The 23,730-nt window shown below is 60.8% G+C and carries 22 protein-coding genes and 1 pseudogene; 15 read left to right on the top strand and 8 right to left on the bottom strand.

The annotated features are described in order from the left end of the window. Window positions 1-227 precede the first annotated feature (227 nt). From phaC (PseuLF5_RS27575) to PseuLF5_RS27560, 4 genes are all read left to right on the top strand, one after another. The gene (phaC, locus tag PseuLF5_RS27575; protein ID WP_123470737.1) at window positions 228-1,907 is read left to right on the top strand and encodes a class II poly(R)-hydroxyalkanoic acid synthase; all 1,680 of its coding nucleotides are present in this window, start codon (window positions 228-230) and stop codon (window positions 1,905-1,907) included. 137 nt (window positions 1,908-2,044) lie between these two features. After that, window positions 2,045-2,899: a poly(3-hydroxyalkanoate) depolymerase gene (gene phaZ / locus PseuLF5_RS27570; protein WP_123470735.1), complete on the top strand. Its 855-nt coding sequence runs from the start codon at window positions 2,045-2,047 to the stop codon at window positions 2,897-2,899. A gap of 135 nt (window positions 2,900-3,034) precedes the next feature. Next, window positions 3,035-4,717 (top strand): class II poly(R)-hydroxyalkanoic acid synthase, encoded by a 1,683-nt coding sequence (phaC, locus tag PseuLF5_RS27565; protein WP_123470734.1) that lies wholly within the window; start codon window positions 3,035-3,037, stop codon window positions 4,715-4,717. Window positions 4,718-4,747: 30 nt separating this feature from the next. Then, a complete protein-coding gene (locus PseuLF5_RS27560) occupies window positions 4,748-5,368 on the top strand; it encodes a TetR/AcrR family transcriptional regulator (RefSeq protein ID WP_123470732.1) in 621 nt (206 codons plus the stop codon). Window positions 5,369-5,654: 286 nt separating this feature from the next. Here PseuLF5_RS27560 and PseuLF5_RS27555 read toward each other — a convergent pair whose 3' ends face one another. The 3 genes from PseuLF5_RS27555 to PseuLF5_RS27545 form a co-directional block, all read right to left on the bottom strand. Then, the gene (locus PseuLF5_RS27555; RefSeq protein WP_123470729.1) at window positions 5,655-6,554 is read right to left on the bottom strand and encodes a phasin family protein; all 900 of its coding nucleotides are present in this window, start codon (window positions 6,552-6,554) and stop codon (window positions 5,655-5,657) included. A 10-nt stretch (window positions 6,555-6,564) separates the two neighbouring features. After that, the gene (locus PseuLF5_RS27550; protein WP_123470728.1) at window positions 6,565-6,987 is read right to left on the bottom strand and encodes a phasin family protein; all 423 of its coding nucleotides are present in this window, start codon (window positions 6,985-6,987) and stop codon (window positions 6,565-6,567) included. A 231-nt stretch (window positions 6,988-7,218) separates the two neighbouring features. Beyond that, on the bottom strand, window positions 7,219-7,494 hold the full coding sequence (locus PseuLF5_RS27545; protein ID WP_025110282.1) for a polyhydroxyalkanoic acid system family protein: 276 nt from the start codon (window positions 7,492-7,494) through the stop codon (window positions 7,219-7,221). Window positions 7,495-7,648: 154 nt separating this feature from the next. On the opposite strand from PseuLF5_RS27545, the gene ubiE reads away from it, so the two are divergent. The 11 genes and pseudogenes from ubiE to PseuLF5_RS28400 all read left to right on the top strand — a co-directional run bounded on the left by ubiE (window position 7,649) and on the right by PseuLF5_RS28400 (window position 15,798). Continuing rightward, window positions 7,649-8,419 carry a bifunctional demethylmenaquinone methyltransferase/2-methoxy-6-polyprenyl-1,4-benzoquinol methylase UbiE gene (gene ubiE / locus PseuLF5_RS27540; RefSeq protein WP_003220857.1) on the top strand — a complete coding sequence of 257 codons (771 nt, stop codon included), beginning with the start codon at window positions 7,649-7,651 and terminating at the stop codon, window positions 8,417-8,419. After that, on the top strand, window positions 8,419-9,042 hold the full coding sequence (locus PseuLF5_RS27535) for a ubiquinone biosynthesis accessory factor UbiJ (RefSeq protein WP_222833831.1): 624 nt from the start codon (window positions 8,419-8,421) through the stop codon (window positions 9,040-9,042). Before ubiE ends, PseuLF5_RS27535 begins: the two co-directional genes overlap by 1 nt. Next, the gene (gene ubiB / locus PseuLF5_RS27530) at window positions 9,039-10,643 is read left to right on the top strand and encodes a ubiquinone biosynthesis regulatory protein kinase UbiB (RefSeq protein WP_123470724.1); all 1,605 of its coding nucleotides are present in this window, start codon (window positions 9,039-9,041) and stop codon (window positions 10,641-10,643) included. Before PseuLF5_RS27535 ends, ubiB begins: the two co-directional genes overlap by 4 nt. Window positions 10,644-10,765: 122 nt before the next feature. Beyond that, the gene (gene hisI / locus PseuLF5_RS27525) at window positions 10,766-11,167 is read left to right on the top strand and encodes a phosphoribosyl-AMP cyclohydrolase (protein ID WP_123470722.1); all 402 of its coding nucleotides are present in this window, start codon (window positions 10,766-10,768) and stop codon (window positions 11,165-11,167) included. Next, window positions 11,160-11,492: a phosphoribosyl-ATP diphosphatase gene (locus tag PseuLF5_RS27520; RefSeq protein ID WP_007909355.1), complete on the top strand. Its 333-nt coding sequence runs from the start codon at window positions 11,160-11,162 to the stop codon at window positions 11,490-11,492. The genes hisI and PseuLF5_RS27520 overlap by 8 nt, the downstream gene beginning before the upstream one ends. Window positions 11,493-11,517: 25 nt before the next feature. After that, window positions 11,518-11,799, top strand: coding sequence for a twin-arginine translocase TatA/TatE family subunit (locus PseuLF5_RS27515; RefSeq protein ID WP_123470720.1), 282 nt, complete (start codon window positions 11,518-11,520; stop codon window positions 11,797-11,799). Window positions 11,800-11,809: 10 nt separating this feature from the next. Next, on the top strand, window positions 11,810-12,268 hold the full coding sequence (gene tatB, locus PseuLF5_RS27510; RefSeq protein ID WP_123470718.1) for a Sec-independent protein translocase protein TatB: 459 nt from the start codon (window positions 11,810-11,812) through the stop codon (window positions 12,266-12,268). After that, the gene (gene tatC, locus PseuLF5_RS27505; RefSeq protein ID WP_038360030.1) at window positions 12,265-13,056 is read left to right on the top strand and encodes a twin-arginine translocase subunit TatC; all 792 of its coding nucleotides are present in this window, start codon (window positions 12,265-12,267) and stop codon (window positions 13,054-13,056) included. The genes tatB and tatC overlap by 4 nt, the downstream gene beginning before the upstream one ends. Next, complete coding sequence (locus tag PseuLF5_RS27500; protein WP_123470716.1) at window positions 13,053-13,760, top strand: 16S rRNA (uracil(1498)-N(3))-methyltransferase; 708 nt, start codon at window positions 13,053-13,055, stop codon at window positions 13,758-13,760. The genes tatC and PseuLF5_RS27500 overlap by 4 nt, the downstream gene beginning before the upstream one ends. Before the next feature lie 121 nt (window positions 13,761-13,881). Then, a pseudogene (locus tag PseuLF5_RS28405) lies at window positions 13,882-14,943 on the top strand (methyl-accepting chemotaxis protein); the annotation flags it as partial. Continuing rightward, window positions 14,926-15,798, top strand: coding sequence for a methyl-accepting chemotaxis protein (locus PseuLF5_RS28400; protein WP_371921338.1), 873 nt, complete (start codon window positions 14,926-14,928; stop codon window positions 15,796-15,798). The pseudogene PseuLF5_RS28405 and the gene PseuLF5_RS28400, both read left to right, overlap by 18 nt. Before the next feature lie 154 nt (window positions 15,799-15,952). Here PseuLF5_RS28400 and PseuLF5_RS27490 read toward each other — a convergent pair whose 3' ends face one another. The 5 genes from PseuLF5_RS27490 to PseuLF5_RS27470 all read right to left on the bottom strand — a co-directional run bounded on the left by PseuLF5_RS27490 (window position 15,953) and on the right by PseuLF5_RS27470 (window position 23,308). Continuing rightward, window positions 15,953-16,687 carry an amino acid ABC transporter ATP-binding protein gene (locus tag PseuLF5_RS27490; protein WP_340135069.1) on the bottom strand — a complete coding sequence of 245 codons (735 nt, stop codon included), beginning with the start codon at window positions 16,685-16,687 and terminating at the stop codon, window positions 15,953-15,955. Continuing rightward, the gene (locus PseuLF5_RS27485) at window positions 16,680-17,639 is read right to left on the bottom strand and encodes an amino acid ABC transporter permease (RefSeq protein ID WP_340135068.1); all 960 of its coding nucleotides are present in this window, start codon (window positions 17,637-17,639) and stop codon (window positions 16,680-16,682) included. The genes PseuLF5_RS27490 and PseuLF5_RS27485 overlap by 8 nt, the downstream gene beginning before the upstream one ends. Before the next feature lie 140 nt (window positions 17,640-17,779). Then, window positions 17,780-18,577: a transporter substrate-binding domain-containing protein gene (locus tag PseuLF5_RS27480; protein WP_041071500.1), complete on the bottom strand. Its 798-nt coding sequence runs from the start codon at window positions 18,575-18,577 to the stop codon at window positions 17,780-17,782. Window positions 18,578-18,963: 386 nt separating this feature from the next. Continuing rightward, entirely contained in the window at window positions 18,964-21,534 is a 2,571-nt protein-coding gene (gene mdoH, locus PseuLF5_RS27475; protein WP_123470708.1) for a glucans biosynthesis glucosyltransferase MdoH, read from the bottom strand. Then, window positions 21,527-23,308 (bottom strand): glucan biosynthesis protein G, encoded by a 1,782-nt coding sequence (locus tag PseuLF5_RS27470; RefSeq protein WP_186746241.1) that lies wholly within the window; start codon window positions 23,306-23,308, stop codon window positions 21,527-21,529. The genes mdoH and PseuLF5_RS27470 overlap by 8 nt, the downstream gene beginning before the upstream one ends. Between the last annotated feature and the right edge of the window lie 422 nt (window positions 23,309-23,730).

Raw genomic sequence — 23,730 nt, 5'->3', positions numbered from 1 at the left:
CTAAATTCATCTGTTTGAATGCTCCGCTGTGTGGCCGAGGATCGGCCCGCTTGCGAAAAAAATTAAACTCGGGTAACCAATGGAGCTGGCAAGTTCCCTGCAGTGCTCTACGACTGTAAAGCAGCTATGCAGAATTAACGGTCACCCGAGCAGTAGTACCTGGCATTGGCTGTGGAACTGCACAGTGCAAAACCGGGTACTCGTCTCAGGACAATGGAGCGTCGTAGATGAGTAACAAGAATAACGATGACCTGAAGTACCAAGCCTCGGAAAACACCCTGGGGCTTAATCCCGTCGTTGGGCTACGCGGAAAGGATCTGCTGGCCTCTGCTCGTATGGTGCTGAGACAGGCCATAAAACAACCGATCCATAGCGTCAGGCACGTCACCCATTTCGGCCTCGAACTGAAGAACGTGTTGTTTGGCAAATCCGAACTGCAACCGGCTGGCGATGACCGTCGCTTCGCCGATCCTGCGTGGAGCCAGAACCCGCTCTACAAACGTTATCTGCAAACTTACCTGGCGTGGCGCAAGGAACTCCACGCCTGGATTGATGACAGCAACCTCTCACCCAAAGACATCGCGCGCGGCCACTTCGTCATCAATCTGATGACCGAAGCGATGGCCCCGACCAACACCGCCGCCAACCCGGCCGCGGTAAAACGCTTCTTCGAGACCGGCGGCAAAAGCCTGCTCGACGGTCTCTCGCATCTGGCCAAGGATCTGGTGCACAACGGCGGAATGCCGAGCCAGGTCAACATGGGCGCGTTCGAAGTCGGCAAGAGCCTCGGCGTGACCGAAGGCGCCGTGGTATTTCGCAACGACGTGCTGGAACTGATCCAGTACAAGCCGATCACCGAGCAGGTCCACGAGCGTCCACTGCTGGTGGTACCGCCACAGATCAACAAGTTCTACGTATTCGATTTGAGCCCGGACAAGAGCCTGGCGCGTTTCTGCCTGCGCAATAACGTGCAGACGTTCATCGTCAGCTGGCGCAACCCGACCAAGGCCCAGCGCGAGTGGGGCCTGTCGACCTACATTGATGCGCTCAAGGAAGCGGTCGACGTGGTCACCGCGATCACCGGCAGCAAAGACGTGAACATGCTCGGCGCCTGCTCCGGTGGCATCACCTGCACCGCCCTGCTCGGCCACTACGCCGCCCTCGGCGAGAACAAGGTCAACGCGCTGACCCTGCTGGTCAGCGTGCTCGACACCACCCTGGACAGCGACGTGGCCCTGTTCGTCGACGAGCAGACCCTGGAGACCGCCAAGCGTCACTCGTACCAGGCCGGTGTGCTCGAAGGCAAAGACATGGCCAAGGTTTTCGCGTGGATGCGCCCCAACGACCTGATCTGGAACTACTGGGTCAACAACTACCTGCTCGGCAACGAGCCCCCGGTGTTCGACATCCTGTTCTGGAACAACGACACCACAAGGTTGCCCGCAGCGTTCCACGGCGACCTGATCGAGATGTTCAAAAACAACCCACTGATCCGCCCCAATGCACTGGAAGTGTGCGGTACGCCGATCGACCTCAAGCAGGTCACGGCCGACATCTTCTCGCTGGCCGGCACCAACGACCACATCACCCCATGGAAGTCCTGCTACAAGTCGGCGCAGCTGTTTGGTGGCAAAGTCGAGTTCGTGTTGTCGAGCAGCGGGCATATCCAGAGCATTCTGAATCCGCCGGGCAACCCGAAATCGCGCTACATGACCAGCGAAGGCATGGCCGCAAATGCCGATGAATGGCAAGAGAACTCGACCAAGCACACCGACTCCTGGTGGCTGTACTGGCAGGCGTGGCAGGCCGAGCGCTCGGGCAACCTGAAAAAGGCACCGACCAAACTGGGCAACAAAGCGTACGCGCCAGGTGAAGCATCGCCGGGCACTTACGTTCACGAGCGGTAAAACCTGTGGGAGCGAGCTTGCTCGCGAAAGCGTCGTGTCAGTCACCATCAATGTTGAATGATTGACCGCATTCGCGAGCAAGCTCGCTCCCACAGTTATAAATTTGAGAAACAGACTCCATCCACAGGGCCTGAAGCATGCCGCATCCGTTCATATTCCGTACCGTCGATCTGGATGGCCAGACCCTCCGCACTGCGGTACGCCCCGGCAAGCCTCATTTGACGCCCTTGCTGATTTTCAACGGCATCGGCGCCAACCTGGAGCTGGTGTTTCCGTTCGTCGCGGCGCTGGACCCGGATCTGGAAGTGATCGCCTTCGACGTGCCCGGTGTCGGCGGCTCATCGACGCCGAACCGGCCGTATCGCTTTCCCGGGCTGGCCAAGCTGACGGCGCGGATGCTCGACTACCTCGACTACGGTCAGGTCAACGTGATCGGCGTGTCCTGGGGCGGTGCGCTGGCCCAGCAGTTTGCCCACGACTACCCCGAGCGCTGCAAGAAACTGGTGCTGGCGGCGACCGCCGCCGGTGCGTTCATGGTGCCGGGCAAACCCAAGGTGCTGTGGATGATGGCCAGTCCACGGCGCTATATCCAACCCTCGCACGTGATCCGGATCGCGCCGCTGATCTATGGCGGCTCGTTCCGTCGCGACCCGACCCTGGCTGCCAGCCATGCCGCCAAGGTGCGTTCGGCGGGCAAGCTCGGTTACTACTGGCAACTGTTCGCCGGGCTGGGCTGGACCAGCATTCACTGGCTGCACAAGATCCACCAGCCGACGCTGGTGCTGGCCGGCGATGACGATCCACTGATCCCGCTGATCAACATGCGCATGCTCGCCTGGCGCATTCCCAACGCCCAACTGCACATCATCGACGACGGTCATCTGTTCCTGATTACCCGTGCCGAAGCGGTGGCGCCGATCATCATGAAATTTCTCCAGGAGGAACGTCAGCGTGCAGTGATGCACCCGCACCCGACACCGCTGGGCGGCTAGCTGCTGCGGCAGGCTTTATGCAAGCGTCAGGAAGTGCGCGGCAGGACGCCGCGCAGGCAGCAACCCGCAACAGCGACTATGGTGTTCTGGTTCGGTGAGTTTGTTTTTGGCCTGAAGACGAAGGAGTGTTGAGTCATGCGCGACAAACCAGCGACGGGCGTAGTGCCCAGCCCCGCCGTGTTCATCAACGCACAAAGTGCGATCACCGGCCTGCGTGGCCGGGATTTGATTTCGACCTTGCGCAGCGTGGCAGCCCATGGCCTGCGTAACCCGATCCACAGTGCGAAGCATGCCTTGAAGCTCGGCGGCCAACTGGGCCGTGTGCTGCTCGGCGAAACCCTGTACCCGACCAATCCGCAGGACAGCCGTTTCGCCGATCCGGCGTGGAGCCTCAATCCTTTTTACCGGCGCAGCCTGCAGGCCTACCTGGCCTGGCAAAAACAGGTCAAAAGCTGGATAGATGAAAGCAACATGAGCGACGACGATCGTGCCCGCGCGCACTTCGCCTTCACCCTGCTCAACGACGCCGTGGCGCCCTCCAACACCTTGCTCAACCCGCTGGCGGTCAAGGAGCTGTTCAACTCCGGCGGACACAGTCTGGTGCGCGGCCTCAGTCATCTGTTCGATGACTTGCTGCACAACGATGGCCTGCCACGGCAGGTGACCAAGCAGGCTTTCGAGGTCGGCAAGACCGTCGCCACCACCACCGGTTCGGTGGTATTTCGCAACGAGATGCTGGAGCTGATCCAGTACAAACCGATGAGCGAAAAGCAGTACGCCAAGCCGCTGCTGGTGGTGCCGCCGCAAATCAACAAGTACTACATTTTTGACCTGAGCCCGCACAACAGCTTCGTCCAGTACGCCCTGAAGAACGGCTTGCAGACCTTCATGATCAGCTGGCGCAACCCCGATGTCCGCCATCGCGAATGGGGCCTGTCGACCTACGTCGAAGCGGTAGAAGAAGCGATGAACATCTGCCGGGCGATCACCGGCGCGCGCGAAGTCAACCTGATGGGCGCCTGCGCCGGCGGCCTGACCATCGCGGCGCTGCAAGGCCACTTGCAGGCCAAGCGGCAACTGCGGCGGGTTTCCAGCGCGACCTATCTGGTCAGCCTGCTGGACAGCCAGATCGAGACCCCGGCCACCCTGTTCGCCGACGAGCAGACCCTGGAAGCCGCCAAGCGCCGCTCCTATCAGAAGGGTGTGCTCGATGGTCGTGACATGGCCAAGGTCTTCGCCTGGATGCGCCCCAACGATTTGATCTGGAGCTACTTCGTCAACAATTACCTGCTGGGCAAGGAGCCACCGGCCTTCGACATCCTCTACTGGAACAACGACAACACGCGCCTGCCGGCGGCATTTCACGGCGACCTGCTGGACTTCTTCAAGCACAACCCGTTGACCCATCCGGGCGGGCTCGAGGTGTGCGGCACGCCGATCGACCTGCAGAAAGTCACCGTCGACAGTTTCAGCGTCGCCGGCATGAACGACCACATCACCCCGTGGGATGCGGTGTATCGCTCGACACTGCTGCTCGGTGGCGATCGACGCTTCGTGCTGTCCAACAGCGGCCATGTGCAAAGCATCCTCAACCCGCCGAGCAATCCGAAGGCCGCCTACGTCGAGAACGGCAAGATGAGCAGCGACCCGCGCGCCTGGTACTACGACGGCAAACACGTCGAGGGCAGCTGGTGGCCGCAATGGCTGACATGGATTCAGGAACGCTCCGGGGCGCAGCATGAAACCCAGATGGCCCTCGGCAACCCGAACTATCCACCGATGGAGGCGGCACCCGGTACTTACGTGCGTGTGCGCTGACGCTTAACCGAATTTTTCTAAGAAGACTGGATGAAAACCCGCGACCGGATTCTCGAATGTGCTTTGCAGTTGTTCAATGAGAAAGGCGAGCCGAACGTCTCCACCATGGAGGTGGCCAACGAAATGGGGATCAGCCCCGGCAACCTCTATTACCACTTCCACGGCAAGGAGCCGTTGATTCTCGGCCTGTTCGAACGCTTCCAGAATGAGCTGGCGCCGCTGCTCGATCCGCCGGCCGATGTGGAGCTGGCGCCGGAAGACTACTGGCTGTTTCTGCACTTGATCGTCGAGCGCCTGGCGCAGTACCGCTTCCTCTTCCAGGACCTGTCGAACCTCGCCGGGCGCTTGCCGAAGCTGGCCAAGGGCATTCGTCATCTGCTCAATGCGTTGAAGCGCACACTCGCTTCGTTGCTTGCACGATTGAAGGCTTCGGGGCAACTGGTCAGTGATACGCAGGCGTTGGGGCAACTGGTGGAGCAGATCACTATGACGCTGCTGTTTTCGCTGGATTATCAGCGGATTCTGGATCGCGAAGGCGAGGTTCGTCTGGTGGTTTACCAGATCATGATGCTGGTGGCGCCGCATCTGCTGCCGCCGGTTAAGGTCGCCACGGAGCGGATGGCCCTGCAATACCTTGAAGATCACGACTGACGCAAAAGCCCCTCACCCTAGCCCTCCCGAAACGTCGGACCGCCCGGAGGGAGAGGGGACTGATTGGGGGATGCTTGAGATGTACGCCGACCTGCGGCTGTTTTGCCGAATCCATAGTCGACTCGGTCTGTCAGGTCGATGTTTGACGCAAGACTGCTCGGTCGGCTCCCTCTCCCTCCGGGCGGTCCGACGTTTCGGGAGGGCTGGGATGAGGGTAAGCTTTTAAAAAGCACAAACAAAAAAGCCCGACCTTCACAGGCCGGGCGTTTTGTTTTGCCCTGATAAATCAGGACTGACTGGTTGGCGTCGACGGGGTCGATGCAACAGTCGGGGTGGCCGCCGGAGTCGGTGCAGCAGCGGAGTTCGACGCGCTGGCCGGAGCTGCCGGGGTGGCCGGTTTGGCTGCAGCAGGTGCAGCCGGTTTCGGCGCAGCGGCTTTCGGCGCGGCCGGTTTTTTCACTGCCGGTTTCTTCGCCGCAGCAGGTTTCGCTGCAGGCTTGGCAGCCGGTTTGGCGGCAGCGGTTTTGGCGGCGGGTTTAGCTGCAGTTTTGGTCGCAGGTTTTGCTGCCGGTTTCGCGGCGGCTTTAGCGGCAACCGGCTTGGCTGCGGCTTTGGCTGCTGGCTTGGCGGCGGCGGTTTTCGCAGCGGCTTTGGCTGCAGGCTTGGCCGCTGCTTTGGCCAGAGGCTTGGCGGCAGTTTTCGCAGCCGGTTTAGCCGCTGCGGTTTTCGCTGCCGGTTTGGCTGCAGCGGTTTTCGCCGCTACCGGTTGGGTTTTCAGACCGGTGAGTTTCTCGATCTGTTTGGTCAGGGTTTCAACCTTGCTGTGCAGCGCTTTCACTTCATTGCGGCTTGGCACACCCAGGCGCGAAATCGCGCTGTTCAGGCGCTTGTCGAAAGCCCCTTCCAGCTCGTCCCACTTGCCCAGTGCGCGATCTTTAACGCCGCTGATGCGCGACTTGGCCGAAGAAGCGGAGTCCTTGGCGGCATCGACTTTTTTGCCGACTGCTGTCTTGGTGAGCTTCTCGGCTTTCTCGCCGTCTTTGACCAGTGACTCGAAGAGCTTGCTGCCGTCAGTGTCGATCTTCGAGTACACGCCTAAACCAGCCAGCCAGATTTTGCGGGAGTAGTCTTCGACTTTCCCAATCCACGAGCTGCCTTCTTTATCGGTGTTCTTTTTACCAGCCATCCCGTTCTCCTTAAGATTTACGCGCGACGCGTTCGAGCAATGCCGTCAGCTCATCGAGCTTAGCAGAGAGTGTCTCAACGTCATGTTTAGACGGAATGCCGATACGATTCAAGGCACTTGCAACACGGGAGTCGAACGCCTTCTCGACCTTGTCGAGCTGGACTTCGACACGCCCCTTGAACGAGCTGACTTCGTCCTTGACGTCATCAATCTCGGCGTTGGCTGCTTCGAGTTTTTCGGTGACGGCTTTTTTGCCTTTCTTTTCAACAGTTTGACCAGCCTTGATCAACTCCTGAAAGTAGTCGCTGCCTTCTTGGCCGACCTTGGTGTAGGCACCCAGGCCTGCCAGCCAGATCTTGCGGGCATAGGATTTGACGTCGCTCAGAGCAGAAGTCGAAGCGTCGATTTTTTTCTTCAAAATGACTTTGGCCATGGTGCACCTCACGCGCAGAAGGTTTGAGGAACTGCCCGCAAAGGTGTCGGGCTCAGGCACAAAGTAGGGAGAAAAATTAGAAACGGCACCCTAACAACTGACATAAACAGCAGGAGCACCACAGAACAAATGCAGGAGTGAGCCTGCTCGCGATTGAGGTCTGTCAGTCAACATTGCGGTGACTGACAGACCCCAATCGCGAGCAGGCTCACGCCTACAGGGGATCGTATTTCAGACCAGGGCCTTGTCGAGGGCCTTCTCGATCTCGGCTTTGATCATGCCGCTCATGGCCGACATCATGATGCCCAGTTCCACATCGACCTTGATCGAATCGTCGGCCACATGCACCGCACCTTTCACGCCCGAGCGCTTGAGGTTCAGGGTGTCGCCCGACCACTGCGGCTCCAGGCCATATTGATCGGAGAGTTTCTGCGCCAGCTTGTCGGCCTTCTCGCGGGCGGCTTCCTTGCCCAGGTTGTGGGCACGCTCAACACTGATTTTGGCCATTGAATGACTCCTGCTTGATGAATAGGTCTCGGTAAATCTTGACCGCGTCTGCGGCAAATCGTCCCGAAGGTTGCCCATCTTACCTTTAGCCATTCCAAGACAAAGCATGGCTTGGGGATTAGAATGTCGCGCATTCTCTTTTGGTGACAGCGATATGACTGATCAGCGCAAAGGCAGCGATGCCGAACCCACCACACACTTCGGCTTCAAAAACGTTCCGGAAAGCCAGAAAGCGGAAAAAGTCGCTGAGGTCTTCCACTCGGTAGCGGCGAAATACGACCTGATGAACGACCTTCTGTCGGGCGGCATGCACCGTCTGTGGAAGCGTTTTGCGATCGAATTGTCGGGCGTGCGCAGCGGCAACCGCGTGCTGGACATCGCTGGCGGCACGGGCGACCTGACCAAAAAGTTCTCCCATCTCGTTGGCCCGACCGGCCAGGTGGTGCTGGCCGACATCAACGAATCCATGCTCAAGGTCGGCCGTGATCGTCTGCTGGATCTGGGGGTGTCGGGCAACGTCGAATTCGTTCAGGCGGATGCCGAAAAGCTGCCGTTCCCGGACAACCATTTCGACTGCGTGACCATCGCCTTCGGCCTGCGCAACGTGACGCATAAAGAAGACGCCCTGCGCTCGATGCTGCGCGTGCTCAAGCCCGGCGGTCGCCTGCTGGTGCTGGAGTTCTCCAAGCCGACCAACGCGCTGATGTCGAAAGCCTACGACGCCTACTCGTTCGCCTTCATGCCGCTGATGGGCAAGCTGATCACCAACGACTCGGAAAGCTATCGCTACCTGGCCGAATCGATCCGCATGCACCCGAATCAGGAAACCCTGAAGTCGATGATGGTCGACGCCGGTTTCGACCGCGTGACCTATCACAACATGACCGCAGGCATCGTCGCCCTGCACCGCGGCATCAAGCCCTGATGTTGCTCACCGGGCTGCTCGCCAGCGTCGAACTCGGTCTGAACCGGGTGCTGCGTCTCGACAGCACGGCGCTGCCGCGGCTGGCGCATCTGACCGGCAAGGTGATTGCCGTCGATTGTCGCAGCCCGGCGCTGCAACTGTTCATCCTGCCGAGCGATGAGGGCCTGATGCTGGCCGCGCACTGGGAAACCGCTGTCGACTGCACCTTGCGTGCGCCCGCGTCGAGCCTGGTGAAACTGGCCGTGAGCAAGGACAAGACCGCAGTGCTGCACGCCCCGGAAGTCGAGCTCGACGGTGACAGCGGCGTGCTGCTGGAGCTGGCCGGCGTGCTGCAGGATCTGGAGCTGGACTGGGAGTACGAACTCTCGCGCTGGCTGGGTCCGGTCGCCACGCAGCTGGTGGGCGGTCATCTGCGCAGCCGCGCGCGCTGGTATCAACAAGGATTTGCCAGCCTCAACCAGAACCTCGCCGAATACCTCGCCGAAGAATCGCGCACCCTCGTCGGGCAGCGCGAGGCCGAAGCGCGGTTTAGCGAACTGGACCGGATCAAACTTGATCTGGAACGTCTCGAGGCGCGTTTCGAGCGCCTTTCCCGATCCCTCGACCCAAGCGATAACGCATGAAGCTGCTTGCCGTCCGCCGTCTGTTGCGCATCCAGCGCGTCGTGATCCGCTACCGCCTCGATGACCTGCTGTTCGAGTTGCCGCTGCCCTGGTTTCTCCTGGCGCTGCGCTACGTGCTGCCGTGGCGCTGGTTCCCGCGCAAGCCGCTGGACCTGAGCCGTGGCGCGCGCCTGCGCCTGGCCCTGCAGGACCTGGGGCCGATCTTCATCAAGTTCGGGCAGATTCTCTCGACCCGCCGCGACCTGTTGCCGGAAGACATCGCCGATGAGCTGATGCTGCTGCAGGACCGCGTGCCGCCGTTCGATTCACAGCTGTCGATCAAGCTGATCGAAGAGCAACTGGGCAAGAAGATCAGCGAAGTGTTCAGCCGTTTCGACGTCGAACCGCTGGCCTCGGCCTCGGTGGCGCAGGTGCATGCCGCACAGCTGAAAACCGGCGAAGAAGTGGTGGTCAAGGTGATCCGTCCGGGCCTGAAACCGGTGATCGCTCAGGATCTGGCGTGGCTGTTCATCCTCGCCCGCGCCGCCGAAAAAGTCTCCGCCGACGCCCGCCTGCTGCACCCGGTGGACGTGGTGCAGGACTACGAGAAAACCATCTACGACGAACTCGACCTGCTGCGCGAGGCGGCCAACGCCAGCCAGTTGAAACGTAACTTCGAAGGCTCGCCGCTGCTCTACGTGCCACAGGTCTACTGGGACTGGTGCCGGCCGAAAGTGCTGGTGATGGAGCGCATCTACGGGATTCAGGTGACGGATCTGGCGACCCTCGCCGACCAGCGCACCGACATGAAGATGCTCGCCGAGCGCGGCGTGGAGATCTTCTTCACCCAAGTGTTCCGCGACAGTTTCTTCCACGCCGACATGCACCCGGGCAATATCTTCGTCAGCACCGTCAACCCGTGGAGCCCGCAGTACATTGCGATCGACTGCGGCATCGTTGGCAGCCTGACCCCGGAAGACCAGGACTATCTGGCGCGCAACCTGTTCGCCTTCTTCAAGCGCGACTATCGCCGCGTGGCGCAACTGCACATCGACTCGGGCTGGGTGCCGGCGGAAACCAAACTCAACGAATTCGAAGCGGCGATCCGCACCGTGTGCGAACCGATCTTCGAAAAACCGTTAAAAGATATTTCATTTGGCCAGGTGCTGATGCGCCTGTTCCAGACCGCACGACGTTTCAACATGGAAGTTCAGCCGCAGCTGGTGCTGCTGCAAAAGACTCTGCTGAACATCGAAGGCCTCGGCCGGCAGTTGTACCCGGACCTGGATCTGTGGAACACCGCGCAGCCGTTCCTCGAACGCTGGATGCGCGAGCGCATCAGCCCGAAAACCTTGATCGGCAACGTGCAGAGCCAGTTTGAACAGCTGCCGCACCTGGCCAACATGGCGCGCGACCTGCTCGAACGCATGTCCCAACCGCACGCCAAGGACCCGCCACCGCCGTGGCACAAACGCAAGGATGACTGGTTCCTGCGCCTGCTCGGCAGCGCTCATCTGGCAGGCGGCACCATCCTTGCCGCCGGTGGCCCGTTGCACGAACTGGGGCATTGGCCGGCAGGCATCATGGTGGCAGTCGGCTTGTATCTGGTCGTTCGCCGATAGCACGAATCTGCTGCAAGTTATAAGCTGCGAGCTGCAAGCTTGACGACACAGATACACCGCAGCCTGCTTTTACTTGCAGCTTGAAGCTCGAGACTCGAAGCTGCTTTTTTCAGGAATTGAAGATGAAAAACTGGCTGGACGAGATCAAGTGGGACGCTGACGGCCTGGTGCCGGCCATTGCCCAGGATCACAAAACCGGACGTGTGCTGATGATGGCCTGGATGAACCGCGAAGCCCTGGAGCTGACGGCGGCAGAAAACCGTGCCATCTACTGGTCACGTTCCCGTGGCAAGCTGTGGCGCAAGGGCGAAGAGTCCGGCCATGTGCAGACCCTGCATGAAATGCGTCTGGACTGTGATGCCGACGTCATCATCCTGATGGTCGAACAGATCGGCGACATCGCTTGCCATACCGGCCGTCAAAGCTGCTTTTACCGCGTCTTCGAAAACGGCGACTGGAAGACAGTCGACCCGGTCCTGAAAGACCCGCACGCTATCTATTGCGCAGGACACAAACATGAGTGACACCCTGACCCGCCTGGCCGAAGTGCTCGAAGAGCGCAAAGGCGCAGCCGCCGACAGCTCGTATGTGGCTAGTCTGTATCACAAGGGTTTGAACAAGATTCTGGAGAAAGTCGGCGAAGAGTCGGTCGAAACCATTATTGCCGCCAAGGACGCCGCGATCAGCGGCGACTGCAGCGATGTGATCTACGAAACCGCCGACCTGTGGTTCCACAGCATGGTCATGCTCGCCCAACTGGGGCAGCATCCGCAGGCCGTGCTGGATGAACTGGATCGCCGCTTCGGCCTGTCCGGACACGTCGAGAAAGCCTCGCGCCCGTCCGCCTGAACAACTTCTAGAGAGGAACAGCAACATGGGCATTTTTGACTGGAAACACTGGATCGTCATTCTGGTTGTCGTGGTGCTGGTGTTCGGCACCAAGAAACTGAAAAACCTCGGCACCGACGTCGGTGAGTCGATCAAGGGCTTTCGCAAAGCCATGAACGACGACGAGAAACCCGCTGCCGATCCGACCGTAACGCCTGCACAACCGGTGCCACCGGTGCAGCCGCAAACGACCGCTCAGGCCAACCCGCCGCACACCATCGACGTGCAGGCGCAGAAAGTCGAAGAGCCGATTCGCAAAGACGTGTGAGCACTGACTAATGTTTGGTATCAGCTTCTCTGAACTGCTGCTCGTCGGCCTCGTCGCCCTGCTGGTGCTGGGTCCCGAGCGTCTGCCGGGCGCTGCGCGCACCGCCGGCCTGTGGGTCGGGCGGCTGAAGCGCAGCTTCAACGCGATCAAACAGGAAGTTGAACGTGAAATCGGTGCCGACGAGATCCGTCGGCAACTGCACAACGAGCACATTCTGTCGCTGGAGCAGGAGGCGCGGAAGATTTTCACGCCGGTTCAGCAGGAACCGACACCGGTCGAGCACGTGGGTGAGCAGACGATTCACAGCCCTGCTGCTGCGACACCACCTGCAGCCGCCAGTGCACCTGTCATGACACCGACAGAACCAGCGCCCGCCGCTGCACAAACTTCGGTTGAACACGTTGCTCCAGCCGCCGCGCCTGTTGCGCCGGCCCCTCACGACCCTACATTGCCGCCGCGAGCCCCATGAGCGATCTCCCCGAAAACGACCAGCACATGCCGCTGGTTTCGCACCTCACCGAGTTGCGCACCCGCCTGCTGCGTTGCGTGGCGGCGATCTTCATCATCTTCGCCGGGCTGTTCGCCTTCACCCAGCAAATCTACACCTTCGTCTCGACGCCGCTGCGCCAGTACCTGCCGGTCGGCGCGACGATGATCGCCACCGACGTGTCATCGCCATTTCTGACACCGCTGAAGCTGACGATGATGGTCTCGCTGTTCCTCGCGATCCCGGTAATCCTGCATCAGATCTGGGGCTTTATCGCGCCGGGCCTGTACAAGCATGAGAAGCGCATCGCGGTGCCGCTGCTGGTTTCCAGCATCCTGCTGTTCTACACCGGCATGGCGTTCGCCTATTACTTCGTGTTCCCGCTGATCTTCAAGTTCTTCGCTGCGGCCACCCCGGCCGGCGTGGAAATGATGACCGACATCGCCAGTTACCTCGATTTCGTCATGACGCTGTTCTTCGCCTTCGGCGTGGCGTTCGAGATCCCGGTGGCTGTTGTGCTGCTGGTGTGGATCGGCGTAGTCGACGTGGCCTACCTGAAGAAAATCCGCCCGTACGTGATCATCGGCTGCTTCGTGGTCGGCATGATCCTCACGCCTCCGGACATCTTCTCGCAGACCCTGCTGGCCGTGCCGATGTGGATGCTGTTTGAAATCGGCATCCTGTTCGGTGGACTGATCAGCAAGCGCGAACGCCCGGACGAAACCCCGGCCGACGATCACAACGACCAGCCGCCAGCGACCCAGGCATGAACCTGCTGTTGCTCGAAGAGGCCGACTTCATCGCGGCCGACCGCGTCGTGCTGCGTGACCGGCGCCTGACCCACATGCAGGAAGTGCATCGCTCCGAAGTCGGTGACAGCCTGCGGGTCGGACGCATCAACGGCCTGATGGGTTCGGCCGAACTGCTGCGCCTCGAGGCCGGCGAAGCCGAACTGCGCGTCACCCTCGATCAGCCACCGCCGGCCAAGCTGCCGCTGACCCTGGTGTTGGCCCTGCCGCGTCCGAAGATGCTGCGGCGGGTGTTCCAGACCGTGGCGACCATGGGCGTATCGAAGGTAATTCTGGTCAACAGCTACCGGGTCGAGAAGAGCTTCTGGCAGACGCCGTTCCTGGAGCCGGAAGCAATTCGCGAGAATCTGATCCTCGGTCTCGAGCAGGCCCGCGATACCGTGCTGCCGGACATCATCATTGAGAAACGCTTCAAGCCATTCGTCGAAGACCGCCTGCCGGCGATCACCGAAGGCACCCTCGGCCTGGTCGGTCATCCCGGTAACTACCCGCCGTGCCCGCGTGCGCTGAGCGAACCGGTGACACTGGCGATCGGCCCGGAAGGCGGCTGGATCCCCTACGAAATCGACCTGTTGGGCAAGTCCGGCCTGCAACCGGTGCAACTGGGCGAGCGCATCCTGCGCGTCGAAACCGCCGTCACCGCCCTCCTCGCCCGCCTGTTCTAAATCCGACGCGCAACCTCTGTGGCGAGGGAGCTTCACCCCGGATAAATGGCGTTACAGATTGCCATCACTCGGCCGATACCCTCTCCATAAGTCCAATTAGTGGTCCGAGGGGAGTCGTCGCATGTACCGTTGGTTAGCCGAGAATCTTGGGAACGTCAGTGTCAAACGCAAGCTGGGCATCGGTTTCGGCCTGGTGCTGTTGCTGACGCTGTTGATTACCTTCACCGGCTGGACCGGCATGGGCGGCATCATCAGCCGCGGTGACAAGCTCGGCTTCATCTCCAGCCTCAATGAGCTGACCAAGGACCTGCGCCTGGCCCGTCTGGACTATGAAGCTCGTCGTGGCGAACAAGGCCCGGGCGCGGTCAATGAGCTGTTGGCCAAACTCGCCAGCGGCCTGCAAACCGCGCGCGGTCTGATCGAGCAGCCTTCTGATGCGGCGATGGTCGATCAGCAACTGGCCGCCGTCGCCGAGTACAAGCGCGCCTTCGCCGAGATGACCCAGGCCACCGTGCAGCGCGAAGACGCGCGCAGCAAACTCGGCGCCAATGCCGACAATGCCGTGGCCAAGGTCGCGGACGTCGAGAAATCCCTGCTGCAGGGTGACAGCGTCGCGCAATTCAACAGCGTGATCGAGCTGAGCAAACTGTTGCAGCAGGCGCGTTATCAGGTGCGCGGCTACACCTACAGCGGCAAGGCCGATGCGGAGCAGCCCGCGCTGGATGCCATCGACAATGCCCTGAAAAACCTCGACAGCCTGCCGGCGAAATTGCCCGAGCAGCACATCGCCAACCTGCAACAGGCCACCGACTCGATCAAGGCCTATCGTGCGGCAGTCGCTCAGTTCCGCGACTCGCAGGTGAACAATGCCAGGGCCGGGGCCACCATGACGGCTCAGGGCGACATCCTCCTCGACGTCAGCAAGAAGCTCACCCAATCGCAAACCGTGGTGCGCGACACCGATGCCGCGCACGCCAAGAACATGTTGATCATCGCCACCCTGCTCGCCGTGGCCTTCGGCCTGCTGGCCGCCTGGGCAATCACCCGGCAGATCATCATTCCGCTGAACCAGACCCTGAAAGTCGCCGAACAAGTGGCCGCCGGTGATCTGACCCACAACCTCGTGTCGCAGCGCCGCGACGAACTCGGGCAGTTACAGCGCTCGATGCAAAGCATGACCCAAGGCCTGCGCGAGCTGATCGGTGGCATCAGCGATGGCGTGACCCAAATTGCCAGCGCTGCCGAAGAGCTGTCGGCGGTCACCGAGCAGACCAGCGCCGGGGTCAACAATCAGAAGATCGAAACCGACCAGGTCGCCACCGCCATGAACGAAATGGCCGCCACCGTGCAGGAAGTCGCACGCAACGCCGAGGAAGCTTCCGAAGCCGCCGTGGCCGCCGACCAGCAGGCCCGCGAAGGCGACAAGGTGGTCGGTGAAGCGATCGCGCAGATCGAACGTCTGGCGGTTGAAGTCGGTCATTCCACCGAGGCCATGGGCGAACTCAAGCGCGAAAGCGACAAGATCGGCAGCGTGCTCGACGTGATCAAATCCGTGGCCCAACAAACCAACTTGCTGGCGCTCAACGCCGCCATCGAAGCCGCCCGTGCCGGTGAGGCGGGTCGTGGTTTTGCCGTGGTCGCGGATGAAGTGCGCAGCCTCGCCCAGCGCACCCAGAAGTCCACCGAAGAGATCGAAGAGCTGATCGTCGGCCTGCAAAACGGCACCCAGCAAGTGGCGACGATCATGGACAACAGCCGCTCCCTGACCGACAGCAGCGTCGAACTGACCCGTCGCGCCGGTGGTTCGCTGGAAAGCATCACCCGCACCGTGTCGGCGATTCAGGCGATGAACCAGCAGATTGCGGCAGCAGCCGAGCAGCAGAGCGCCGTGGCCGAGGAGATCAACCGTAGCGTGCTGAATGTGCGGGATGTGTCGGATCAGACCTCGGCGGCCAGTGAAGAGACTGCGGCGTCCAGTGTTGAGCTGGCGCGGCTGGGGACGCATTTGCAGACGTTGGTGGGGCGCTTCAAGGTTTGAGGTGATTCATCTGCCTCGGTTCACTGGGAACCGAGGTGATGCTATCGCTGGCAAGCCAGCTCCCACAGGATTTATGTCGATCACAACGGTTGTGTTCAACCCACTCACGGTGGGAGCTGGCTTGCCAGCGATGGCGTCCGAGGGGACGCCGCCGTTACAGGACCTGACGCAGGAAAGCCTGAGCGCGCGGATCCTTCGGTGCATCAAAGAACTCTGCCGGCGCCGCATCTTCCAGCAACTTGCCGTGATCGAAAAACAACACCCGATCCGCCACTTCCCGGGCAAAACCCATTTCGTGGGTGACGCAGACCATGGTCATGCCTTCCACGGCCAACCCCTTCATCACGTCCAGCACTTCACCGACCATTTCCGGGTCGAGGGCCGACGTCGGTTCGTCGAACAGCATCACTTTCGGGTCCATCGCCAGCGCCCGGGCAATCGCCACGCGCTGTTGTTGACCGCCGGACAGGCGTGAAGGGTATTCCCGCGCCTTCTGTGCGATACCGACCTTCTCCAGCAACGCCAGGGCCTTGGCCTCGCTTTCCTTCTGCCCGCGCTTGCGCACGACTTTCTGCGCGAGGCAGAGGTTTTCCAGCACGGTCATGTGCGGGAACAAGTTGAAGTGCTGGAACACCATGCCGACTTCGCGGCGGTAGGCGTTGACGTCGGTTTTCGGGTCGGCCAGTTGCAGGCCGTCGATGCTGACCGAACCCGAGTCGAACGCTTCCAGACCATTGAGGCAACGCAGGAAGGTCGATTTGCCGGAACCCGACGGACCGATCACCACCAGCACTTCGCCCTTGGCCACCGTGGTAGTGACGTGATCCACAGCGCGGACTACCAGACCACGGGTGTCGAAGACTTTTACCAGATCGCGGACTTCAATCACTTTGCGCGAGCCTCCGCTCAAGCCGGCTGGCGATTTTCGACAGCGGCAGGTTGATCAACAGGTACAGGCCGGCGACGCAGAACAGGATTTCGAACGGCGAGAACGAGGTGGTGATGACTTCGCGACCACTTTTCAGCAGCTCGGTAATCGCAATCACCGACACCAGCGAGGTGTCCTTGACCAGACTGATGAACTGCCCGGCCAGCGGCGGCAGCACGCGCTTGAACGCTTGCGGCAGCACCACGTGACGCATCGACTGGCCAGCGCTCAAGCCGAGCGAACGCGCCGCTTCGTTCTGCCCGCGGGCAATCGACTGCACGCCGGAACGGATGATCTCCGCCACATAAGCACCCGTGAACAGCGACAACGCGGCGATCCCGGCGAACTCGCGGGACAGGTTCATCACCGTGCCGATGAAGAAGTAGAAAATGAAGATCTGCACCAGCAGCGGTGTGCCGCGCACCAGTTCGACGTAGATGCTCGACAGGTCGCGCAGTGTCGGGTTGCTCGACAGGCGGCACAGCCCGGTGACCAGACCGATCAACAACCCGAGCACGCCGGACACCACCGACAGCCACAGCGTCGTCCACAGCCCCCACAACAACGGCCCTGCGGCCCAATGCCGGGTCACGCCCACGACGTCGCCTTCAGCCACATCGTCGCCCTGAGCGAATTGCAGGCTGTTCTCGTCGACCGTCAGGTGCTGCTCGTCACCGGCGTCGCTACGCAGGGTGACTTGGGCGCTGCCGCCCTTGCGCACCAGTTCGGTGACCGTGGATATGTCGGTGGCGCGCTGGGATTCTTCGGCCTGATAGGCGAAATACTGTGGCACGCGGTTCCAGCGCCATTCGTAGGACATCAGCGACGTGGCGTAATACAACGCGCCCGCCAGGCCGACCAACACCAGCACGGTGAGGACGTGCCAGGGCCATTGGGCTTTTTTCTGTTTCATTGCAGGTTCCGGATTTTGTGTTGCTCTGGAGGGCCTCTTCGCGAGCAAGCTCGCTCCCACAGTGGATTTGTGGTGTTCACACAATCACTGTGGGAGCGAGCTTGCTCGCGAATGGGGCAACTCGGTCTATCTGACCGGGCTTATTCCATGTCCTTGAGCCACTCGGTGCTCTTGAACCACTTGTCATGGATACGATCGTAGGTGCCGTCTTCGTGGATCTGGTGCAGGAAGTTGTTGATGAAGTTGAGGCTGTCGTAGTCGCCCTTCTTCAGACCGAAGGCCAGCGGCTCGTAGGTGAACGGCTTGTCGAGGAACACCAGTTTGCCGGCGCCGACCTTGTTCACCGCCACCACGTTGTACGGCGCGTCATAGATGAAGGCGTCAGCCTTGCCATTGACCACGTCGAGCACCGCTTCCTGCTCGTTGTCGTAGCCGTGGTATTTGGCTTTGGCGATCAGTTTCTTGGCGACCATCTCGCCGGTGGTGCCGAGCTTGGAGGTGATGCGGTAGTCGGCGGTGTTCAGGTCTTTATAGGACTTGATGGTGCCTTCCAGCTCCTTGCGGATCAGCAGGGTCTGGCCGACAACGATGAACGGTTCGCTGAAGTTCAGGCGCAGGTTGCGCTCCTGGGTCAGGGTCATGCCGCTGCCGATCATGTCGAATTTGTCGGTCATCAGTGCCGGGATGATCCCGTCGTAACCGGTCGACACCAGCTCCAGCTTGACGCCCATGGCCTTGGACATGGCTTTGAGGATGTCGACTTCGAAGCCGATGATCTCGCCGCGCTTGTTGGTCATCTCGAACGGCATGTAGGTCGGGTCCATGCCGACTTTCAAGGTGCCGCGCTTGACCGCGTCGTCGATCGCGCCGGCGTGCGCCGCATTGACTGCAACCAGTGCCGTGACGCCGACCAGCAGCATCGACAGATACTTCTTCATCTTCAAGTCCCCAAAACCATTGCAATTGCGGCGCGAAAACCAACAGAGGCGGGCAAAAAAGCCCGGGTGCGCCAATTCGGGGACGGATGCTAACGCACTCGTTTTTTTGCACAAGGTTTAATGGATGATTTGTTTAACAATCAAGAGCTGACCCTCATCGGAACGCCGCCCAGCCCTCCCCCCGAGGGAGAGAGGGCCGACCGAGGTGTCTCAAGCTATACGCCGACCTGAAAGATCGAGTCGATTATGGATTCGGCAAAGCAGAATCAGGTCGGTGTAACTCGAATGTTCAACGCGGTCGGTCCCCTCTCCCTCTGGGAGAGGGCTAGGGTGAGGGCCTTTTTCAGCGCCATAAAAAAACCCCGCTGGCTAGCGGGGTTTCTTTATCAGGCCGGTTGCGCCTGCAGGCTCACCGGTCGCAGCGGCAGCAATGGCGCATGCGGATCGGCTTTCACCGAAGCGCGCCAGGCATCCAGCCACTCGGCGTGACCTTCGGCCCAGACCAGCTCGTGCAGACGCGCCAGGGCCACCGGATCGCTCAGCAGTTGCAGGCGATCATGGTTGCTCAGCGCCGCCGGGCCAGCTTTCAGGGCGTGACGCACCCGTTCCTGACGCAGCCATTCGATCGGCTCGGCCTGACCGTGTCGCGAGGTCGCCAGCGAGCACGCCAGGGCGTTCTGCTGCGGATCGACCACGGCGCGGACGAAGCCGTCCTTCAGCGCGTGCCAACGGTTCTCGTGGGTGTACTGGTCGGTCGCCAGCAGCGCCTGTGGCGGATTGTATTCCTCTGGGATGAGGAACAGGCTCTCGTCACGGGACTTGAGACCCAGACCGACACGGCTGGAGATCACCGACACCGGGATCGACAGCATCAACGAACCGACGATCGGCACCAGCCACCACAGGAAGCTCGGGTTCAGCCAGATCACCAGCAGCGCCCAGCAGAAACCCAGCAGGGTCTGCGGACCGTGGCGTTTGACCGCTTCGCTCCAGGGCGTCGAGTCGTCGTCACGCTGCGGCGAGTTCCAGGTCGCGGCCCAGCCGAGGAACGCGGCAAGGACGAAACGGGTGTGGAAAATCATCCGCACCGGCGCCAGCAGCATGGAGAACAGCATCTCCAGCAGCATCGACAGGGTCACCTTGAACTTGCCACCGAACTCTTTCGCGCCCTTGGCCCAGATCAGGATGATGCTCAACAGTTTCGGCAGGAACAGCAGCACGATGGTGGTCGAGAACAGCGCGATCGCCTTGTCCGGGTGCCATTGTGGCCACAACGGATAGAGCTGGCGCGGTTCGAGGAAGTACTGCGGCTCCATCAGCGTGTTCACCGCCAGCAGCGCAGTCGACAACACCAGGAAGAAGAACCACAACGGCGCCGACAGGTAAGACATCACGCCGGTGAGGAACACCGCACGGTGCACCGGGTGCATACCTTTTACCAGGAACAGGCGGAAGTTCATCAGGTTGCCGTGGCACCAGCGACGGTCACGCTTGAGTTCGTCGAGCAGGTTCGGCGGCAGTTCTTCGTAGCTGCCCGGCAGGTCGTAGGCAATCCACACGCCCCAACCGGCACGGCGCATCAGCGCGGCTTCAACGAAGTCGTGGGACAGGATCGCACCGGAGAACGCACCTTTGCCCGGCAACGGCGCCAGGGCGCAGTGGTCGATGAACGGCTTCATGCGGATGATCGCGTTGTGACCCCAGTAGTGGGACTCACCCAGCTGCCAGAAGTGCAGACCGGCGGTGAACAGCGGGCCATACACACGCGTGGCGAACTGCTGCATGCGCGCATACAGGGTGTCCATGCCCGACGCACGCGGCGCGGTCTGGATAATCCCGGCGTCCGGCGTGGCTTCCATCAGGCGCACCAGACTGGTCAGACACTCGCCGCTCATCACCGAGTCGGCGTCGAGCACGACCATGTACTTGTAGTCACCGCCCCAGCGACGGCAGAAGTCGTCGAGGTTGCCGCTCTTGCGTTTCACACGACGGCGACGGCGGCGATAGAAGATCTTGCCGAAACCCTTGGCTTCGCGGCAGACATCCAGCCAGGCCTGTTGCTCGGCGACGCAGATATCGGTGTCGTTACTGTCGCTGAGGACAAAGAAGTCGAAGCGGTCCAGATCACCGGTGGCAGCGACCGATTCGAACGTCGCCCGCAAACCGGCGAACACGCGCGGCACGTCTTCGTTGCAGATCGGCATGACCAACGCGGTACGCGCGTCTTTGGCAATCGGCTCGTTACCGGCGCTTTTACCGGAGATACGGTATTTATCGTGACCGGTGAGCAACTCGAGGAAGCCCATCAACGCGGTCCAGAAACCCGCCGACACCCAGCAGAACAGAATCCCGAACAGGATCAGGATGCTGGTTTGCAGCGCATACGGCAGCACTTGCGTGGCAGTTTGCAGCAGCGGTTGGTGCAGGACTTCTTCCAGATCGACGAACGACCAGCCCTGGTACGGCATGATGCCTTTCATGTACCAGCCGGCGACGATGGTCTGGCCGAGCATCAGCAGCAACAGAATGTAGCGACGGATCGAGCCAACGGTGCGCCAGCGCGCGGCCGGCAACACGTTGGCGTCTTTCGGCGGCTGCGGCGGGTTGGTGCGGCCGGTCAGACGGCGCCAGCCGCGCACCAGAATATTGGTGCGCCACGGCTCCGGTACGACTTTGGTCCGTCGGATCGGCGGCGTCGCCTTGAGGCTGACGCGGCCGCTGGCGTCGAGCACCAGCATCTCGGCGTCGGCCAGTTCTTCGGCGGTGCTCAGCGTCAGGCGCTTGCCCACCGAAGCCTGGGCGGCTTCGGCAGGGGCGTCGAACGTCGAAGACGACAGGCGTTCATGCAGCTCGCTGAACGACTGGCAGCCCGCGAGTTCCGCGCGCTGCTCGTCGGTCATCGGCAGATGCGCCAGGTACTCGGACAGAGTCTCTGGCTGTACTTGAGAGTTACTCATCGGCAGGCAACTGATAGCTCCAGGTCTCGGTCAGGACTTCTTCAGTCGGTGCCGATTCCGGTGTGGCTGGGGCCGCGTTCGCAGCCGCTGGCTGCTTGGCGTCTTTGTTGGCCTTGTCCTTGGCATCTGCAGCGGGCTTGGCATCGGCCTGTTTGGCTTCGGCGGCCTTGGCTTCCTTGTCGATTTTCTCTTGTTGCTTGGCGGCTACCTTGTCGGCCTTGGCGACGGACGAGTTGGACGCCGGCATCGATTTCGCCAGATCAGCGGTCACGACCGGCTGTACCAGCGCGGCACGCATCTCGGTGGACTTGCTCGCGTCCTTGATTTTCATCCGCAGGGTCAGGCGCCAGCCTTTGGTTTCCGGGTTGTAGCGCACGCTGTTTTCAACCAGCTCGGCGTTGTCGCCAACACTGACCTGACTGCGCACGTCGGCATCCGGGGCCAGAGCGGCCAGCGACGGACCTTCGAAATCGACCAGGTAAGCGACGCTGCCGTCCGGCTGACGGATCAGGTTCGACTGCTTGACGTCACCGGTCGAACGCAGGGTCTGCTTGACCCAGGCGCTGTCGGGGGCGTGAATCGCCGCTTCATCCATGGTCCAGTGCAGGCGGTAGGCGAAGTCCAGTGGCTGACCTGGCTCCGGCATTTTTTCCGGGCTCCAGAACGCAACGATGTTGTCGTTGGTTTCGTCGGCGGTCGGAATCTCTACCAGATCAACGGAGCCCTTGCCCCACTCGCCCTTCGGCTCGATCCAGGCGCTTGGGCGCTTGTCGTAGCGATCGTCGAGGTCTTCGTAGTGGCTGAAGTCGCGGCCACGTTGCAGCAGACCGAAACCACGCGGGTTCTCGACGCTGAAGTTGCTCACGGCCAGGTGTTTCGGGTTGTTCAGTGGACGCCAGATCCACTCGCCGTTGCCGGCATGGATCGACAGACCGCTGGAGTCGTGCAGTTCACGACGGTAGTTGAGTACTTTCGACGGCTGGTTGGCGCCGAACAGGAACATGCTGGTCAACGGTGCGATGCCCAGTTTGCCGACCTTGTCACGCAGGAACATCTGCGCCTTGACGTCGACAATGGTGTCGCTGCCCGGACGCAGGATCAGGCGGTAGGCACCGGTGGCACGTGGCGAATCCAGCAGGGCGAAGATCACCAGGTGCTTGTCGCCCGGCTTCGGCTGTTGAATCCAGAACTCACGGAAACGCGGGAACTCTTCGCCCGACGGCAGCGCGGTGTCGATTGCCAGGCCACGGGCCGACAGACCGTAGGTATGACCCTTGCCAACGACGCGGAAGTAGCTCGCGCCGAGCATGGTCATGATTTCGTCTTGCTTGTCGGCCTTGTTGATCGGGTACAGCACACGGAAACCGGCATAACCCAGTTGTTCAGTGGCTTTCGGATCGAATTTCAGGTCGCCGAAATCGAAGCGCGTCGGATCGTATTTGATCTCTTCAACGGTGTTCGCTGTGATTTCATTGATTTTCACCGGTGTATCGAAGTGCATACCCTGGTGATAGAAGGACAGTTTGAACGGGGTCTTCTGATCAGCCCACTCAGCCTTTTCGGTGAGGAAGCGGATTTTCTGATAGTCCGCGAACTTCATGTCGCGGAATTCGTTCGGCAGGTTGCTGCGCGGGGCTTCGAACTTCTGCCCGGCCAGCTCTTTGGCCTTGGCCGATACATCGTCAAGATTGAACGCCCAAAGCTGACCGGCGCTGAGCAGGCACAGGAGCGCCGAACCCGCTACCAGGGCACTTCGCATGCGTTTGGCAGACATTTTTGCTGCATTACAGGGACTAACAATCACGAGCAACCCTCGCCGAAAACAGATCAAAAAACCAACGGCCAGCAAGCCGTCTGTGTGGCCATTTTTGTCAGCTTATTTCGGTTCCAGGAATCAGATACTTGGTTGCCGCTCCTCCCCATAGCAAGCTATGAGTCGTCGCAGCGCCTTGTCTCTGACTCCCTGGCCCTCGAAATAATGCTGGCAAAAATGGCCGTACAGACCGCTCATACCAGGTTGGCGAGCATTGTTCCGACTCCGATGGGGCAAAATGATTCCCCAATCGGATCCAGACAAGTCTCTACCTAAGTCAAAAATGAATCAGCGAACGCTGATCCCAGTGCGCGCGATTATCTAGTAGCCCGCATGACAACGCATCAGGGGTAACAAAGTATTTATCGCGAAAACACCCTAAA

Source organism: Pseudomonas sp. LF-5 (assembly GCF_037626295.1).
In the GTDB taxonomy this organism is placed as follows: domain Bacteria; phylum Pseudomonadota; class Gammaproteobacteria; order Pseudomonadales; family Pseudomonadaceae; genus Aquipseudomonas; species Aquipseudomonas monsensis.
The sequence above is the reverse complement of the archived record's forward strand: the minus strand, read 5'-3'. Positions and strand labels throughout refer to the sequence as shown.

Coding starts and splice junctions, on each gene's coding strand:
- phaC (WP_123470737.1), top strand. CDS start 228: ATGAGTAACAAGAATAACGATGACCTGAAGTACCAAGCCTCGGAAAAC.
- phaZ (WP_123470735.1), top strand. CDS start 2,045: ATGCCGCATCCGTTCATATTCCGTACCGTCGATCTGGATGGCCAGACC.
- phaC (WP_123470734.1), top strand. CDS start 3,035: ATGCGCGACAAACCAGCGACGGGCGTAGTGCCCAGCCCCGCCGTGTTC.
- PseuLF5_RS27560 (WP_123470732.1), top strand. CDS start 4,748: ATGAAAACCCGCGACCGGATTCTCGAATGTGCTTTGCAGTTGTTCAAT.
- PseuLF5_RS27555 (WP_123470729.1), bottom strand. CDS start 6,554: ATGGCTGGTAAAAAGAACACCGATAAAGAAGGCAGCTCGTGGATTGGG.
- PseuLF5_RS27550 (WP_123470728.1), bottom strand. CDS start 6,987: ATGGCCAAAGTCATTTTGAAGAAAAAAATCGACGCTTCGACTTCTGCT.
- PseuLF5_RS27545 (WP_025110282.1), bottom strand. CDS start 7,494: ATGGCCAAAATCAGTGTTGAGCGTGCCCACAACCTGGGCAAGGAAGCC.
- ubiE (WP_003220857.1), top strand. CDS start 7,649: ATGACTGATCAGCGCAAAGGCAGCGATGCCGAACCCACCACACACTTC.
- PseuLF5_RS27535 (WP_222833831.1), top strand. CDS start 8,419: ATGTTGCTCACCGGGCTGCTCGCCAGCGTCGAACTCGGTCTGAACCGG.
- ubiB (WP_123470724.1), top strand. CDS start 9,039: ATGAAGCTGCTTGCCGTCCGCCGTCTGTTGCGCATCCAGCGCGTCGTG.
- hisI (WP_123470722.1), top strand. CDS start 10,766: ATGAAAAACTGGCTGGACGAGATCAAGTGGGACGCTGACGGCCTGGTG.
- PseuLF5_RS27520 (WP_007909355.1), top strand. CDS start 11,160: ATGAGTGACACCCTGACCCGCCTGGCCGAAGTGCTCGAAGAGCGCAAA.
- PseuLF5_RS27515 (WP_123470720.1), top strand. CDS start 11,518: ATGGGCATTTTTGACTGGAAACACTGGATCGTCATTCTGGTTGTCGTG.
- tatB (WP_123470718.1), top strand. CDS start 11,810: ATGTTTGGTATCAGCTTCTCTGAACTGCTGCTCGTCGGCCTCGTCGCC.
- tatC (WP_038360030.1), top strand. CDS start 12,265: ATGAGCGATCTCCCCGAAAACGACCAGCACATGCCGCTGGTTTCGCAC.
- PseuLF5_RS27500 (WP_123470716.1), top strand. CDS start 13,053: ATGAACCTGCTGTTGCTCGAAGAGGCCGACTTCATCGCGGCCGACCGC.
- PseuLF5_RS28400 (WP_371921338.1), top strand. CDS start 14,926: ATGCAAAGCATGACCCAAGGCCTGCGCGAGCTGATCGGTGGCATCAGC.
- PseuLF5_RS27485 (WP_340135068.1), bottom strand. CDS start 17,639: ATGAAACAGAAAAAAGCCCAATGGCCCTGGCACGTCCTCACCGTGCTG.
- PseuLF5_RS27480 (WP_041071500.1), bottom strand. CDS start 18,577: ATGAAGAAGTATCTGTCGATGCTGCTGGTCGGCGTCACGGCACTGGTT.
- mdoH (WP_123470708.1), bottom strand. CDS start 21,534: ATGAGTAACTCTCAAGTACAGCCAGAGACTCTGTCCGAGTACCTGGCG.
- PseuLF5_RS27470 (WP_186746241.1), bottom strand. CDS start 23,308: ATGTCTGCCAAACGCATGCGAAGTGCCCTGGTAGCGGGTTCGGCGCTC.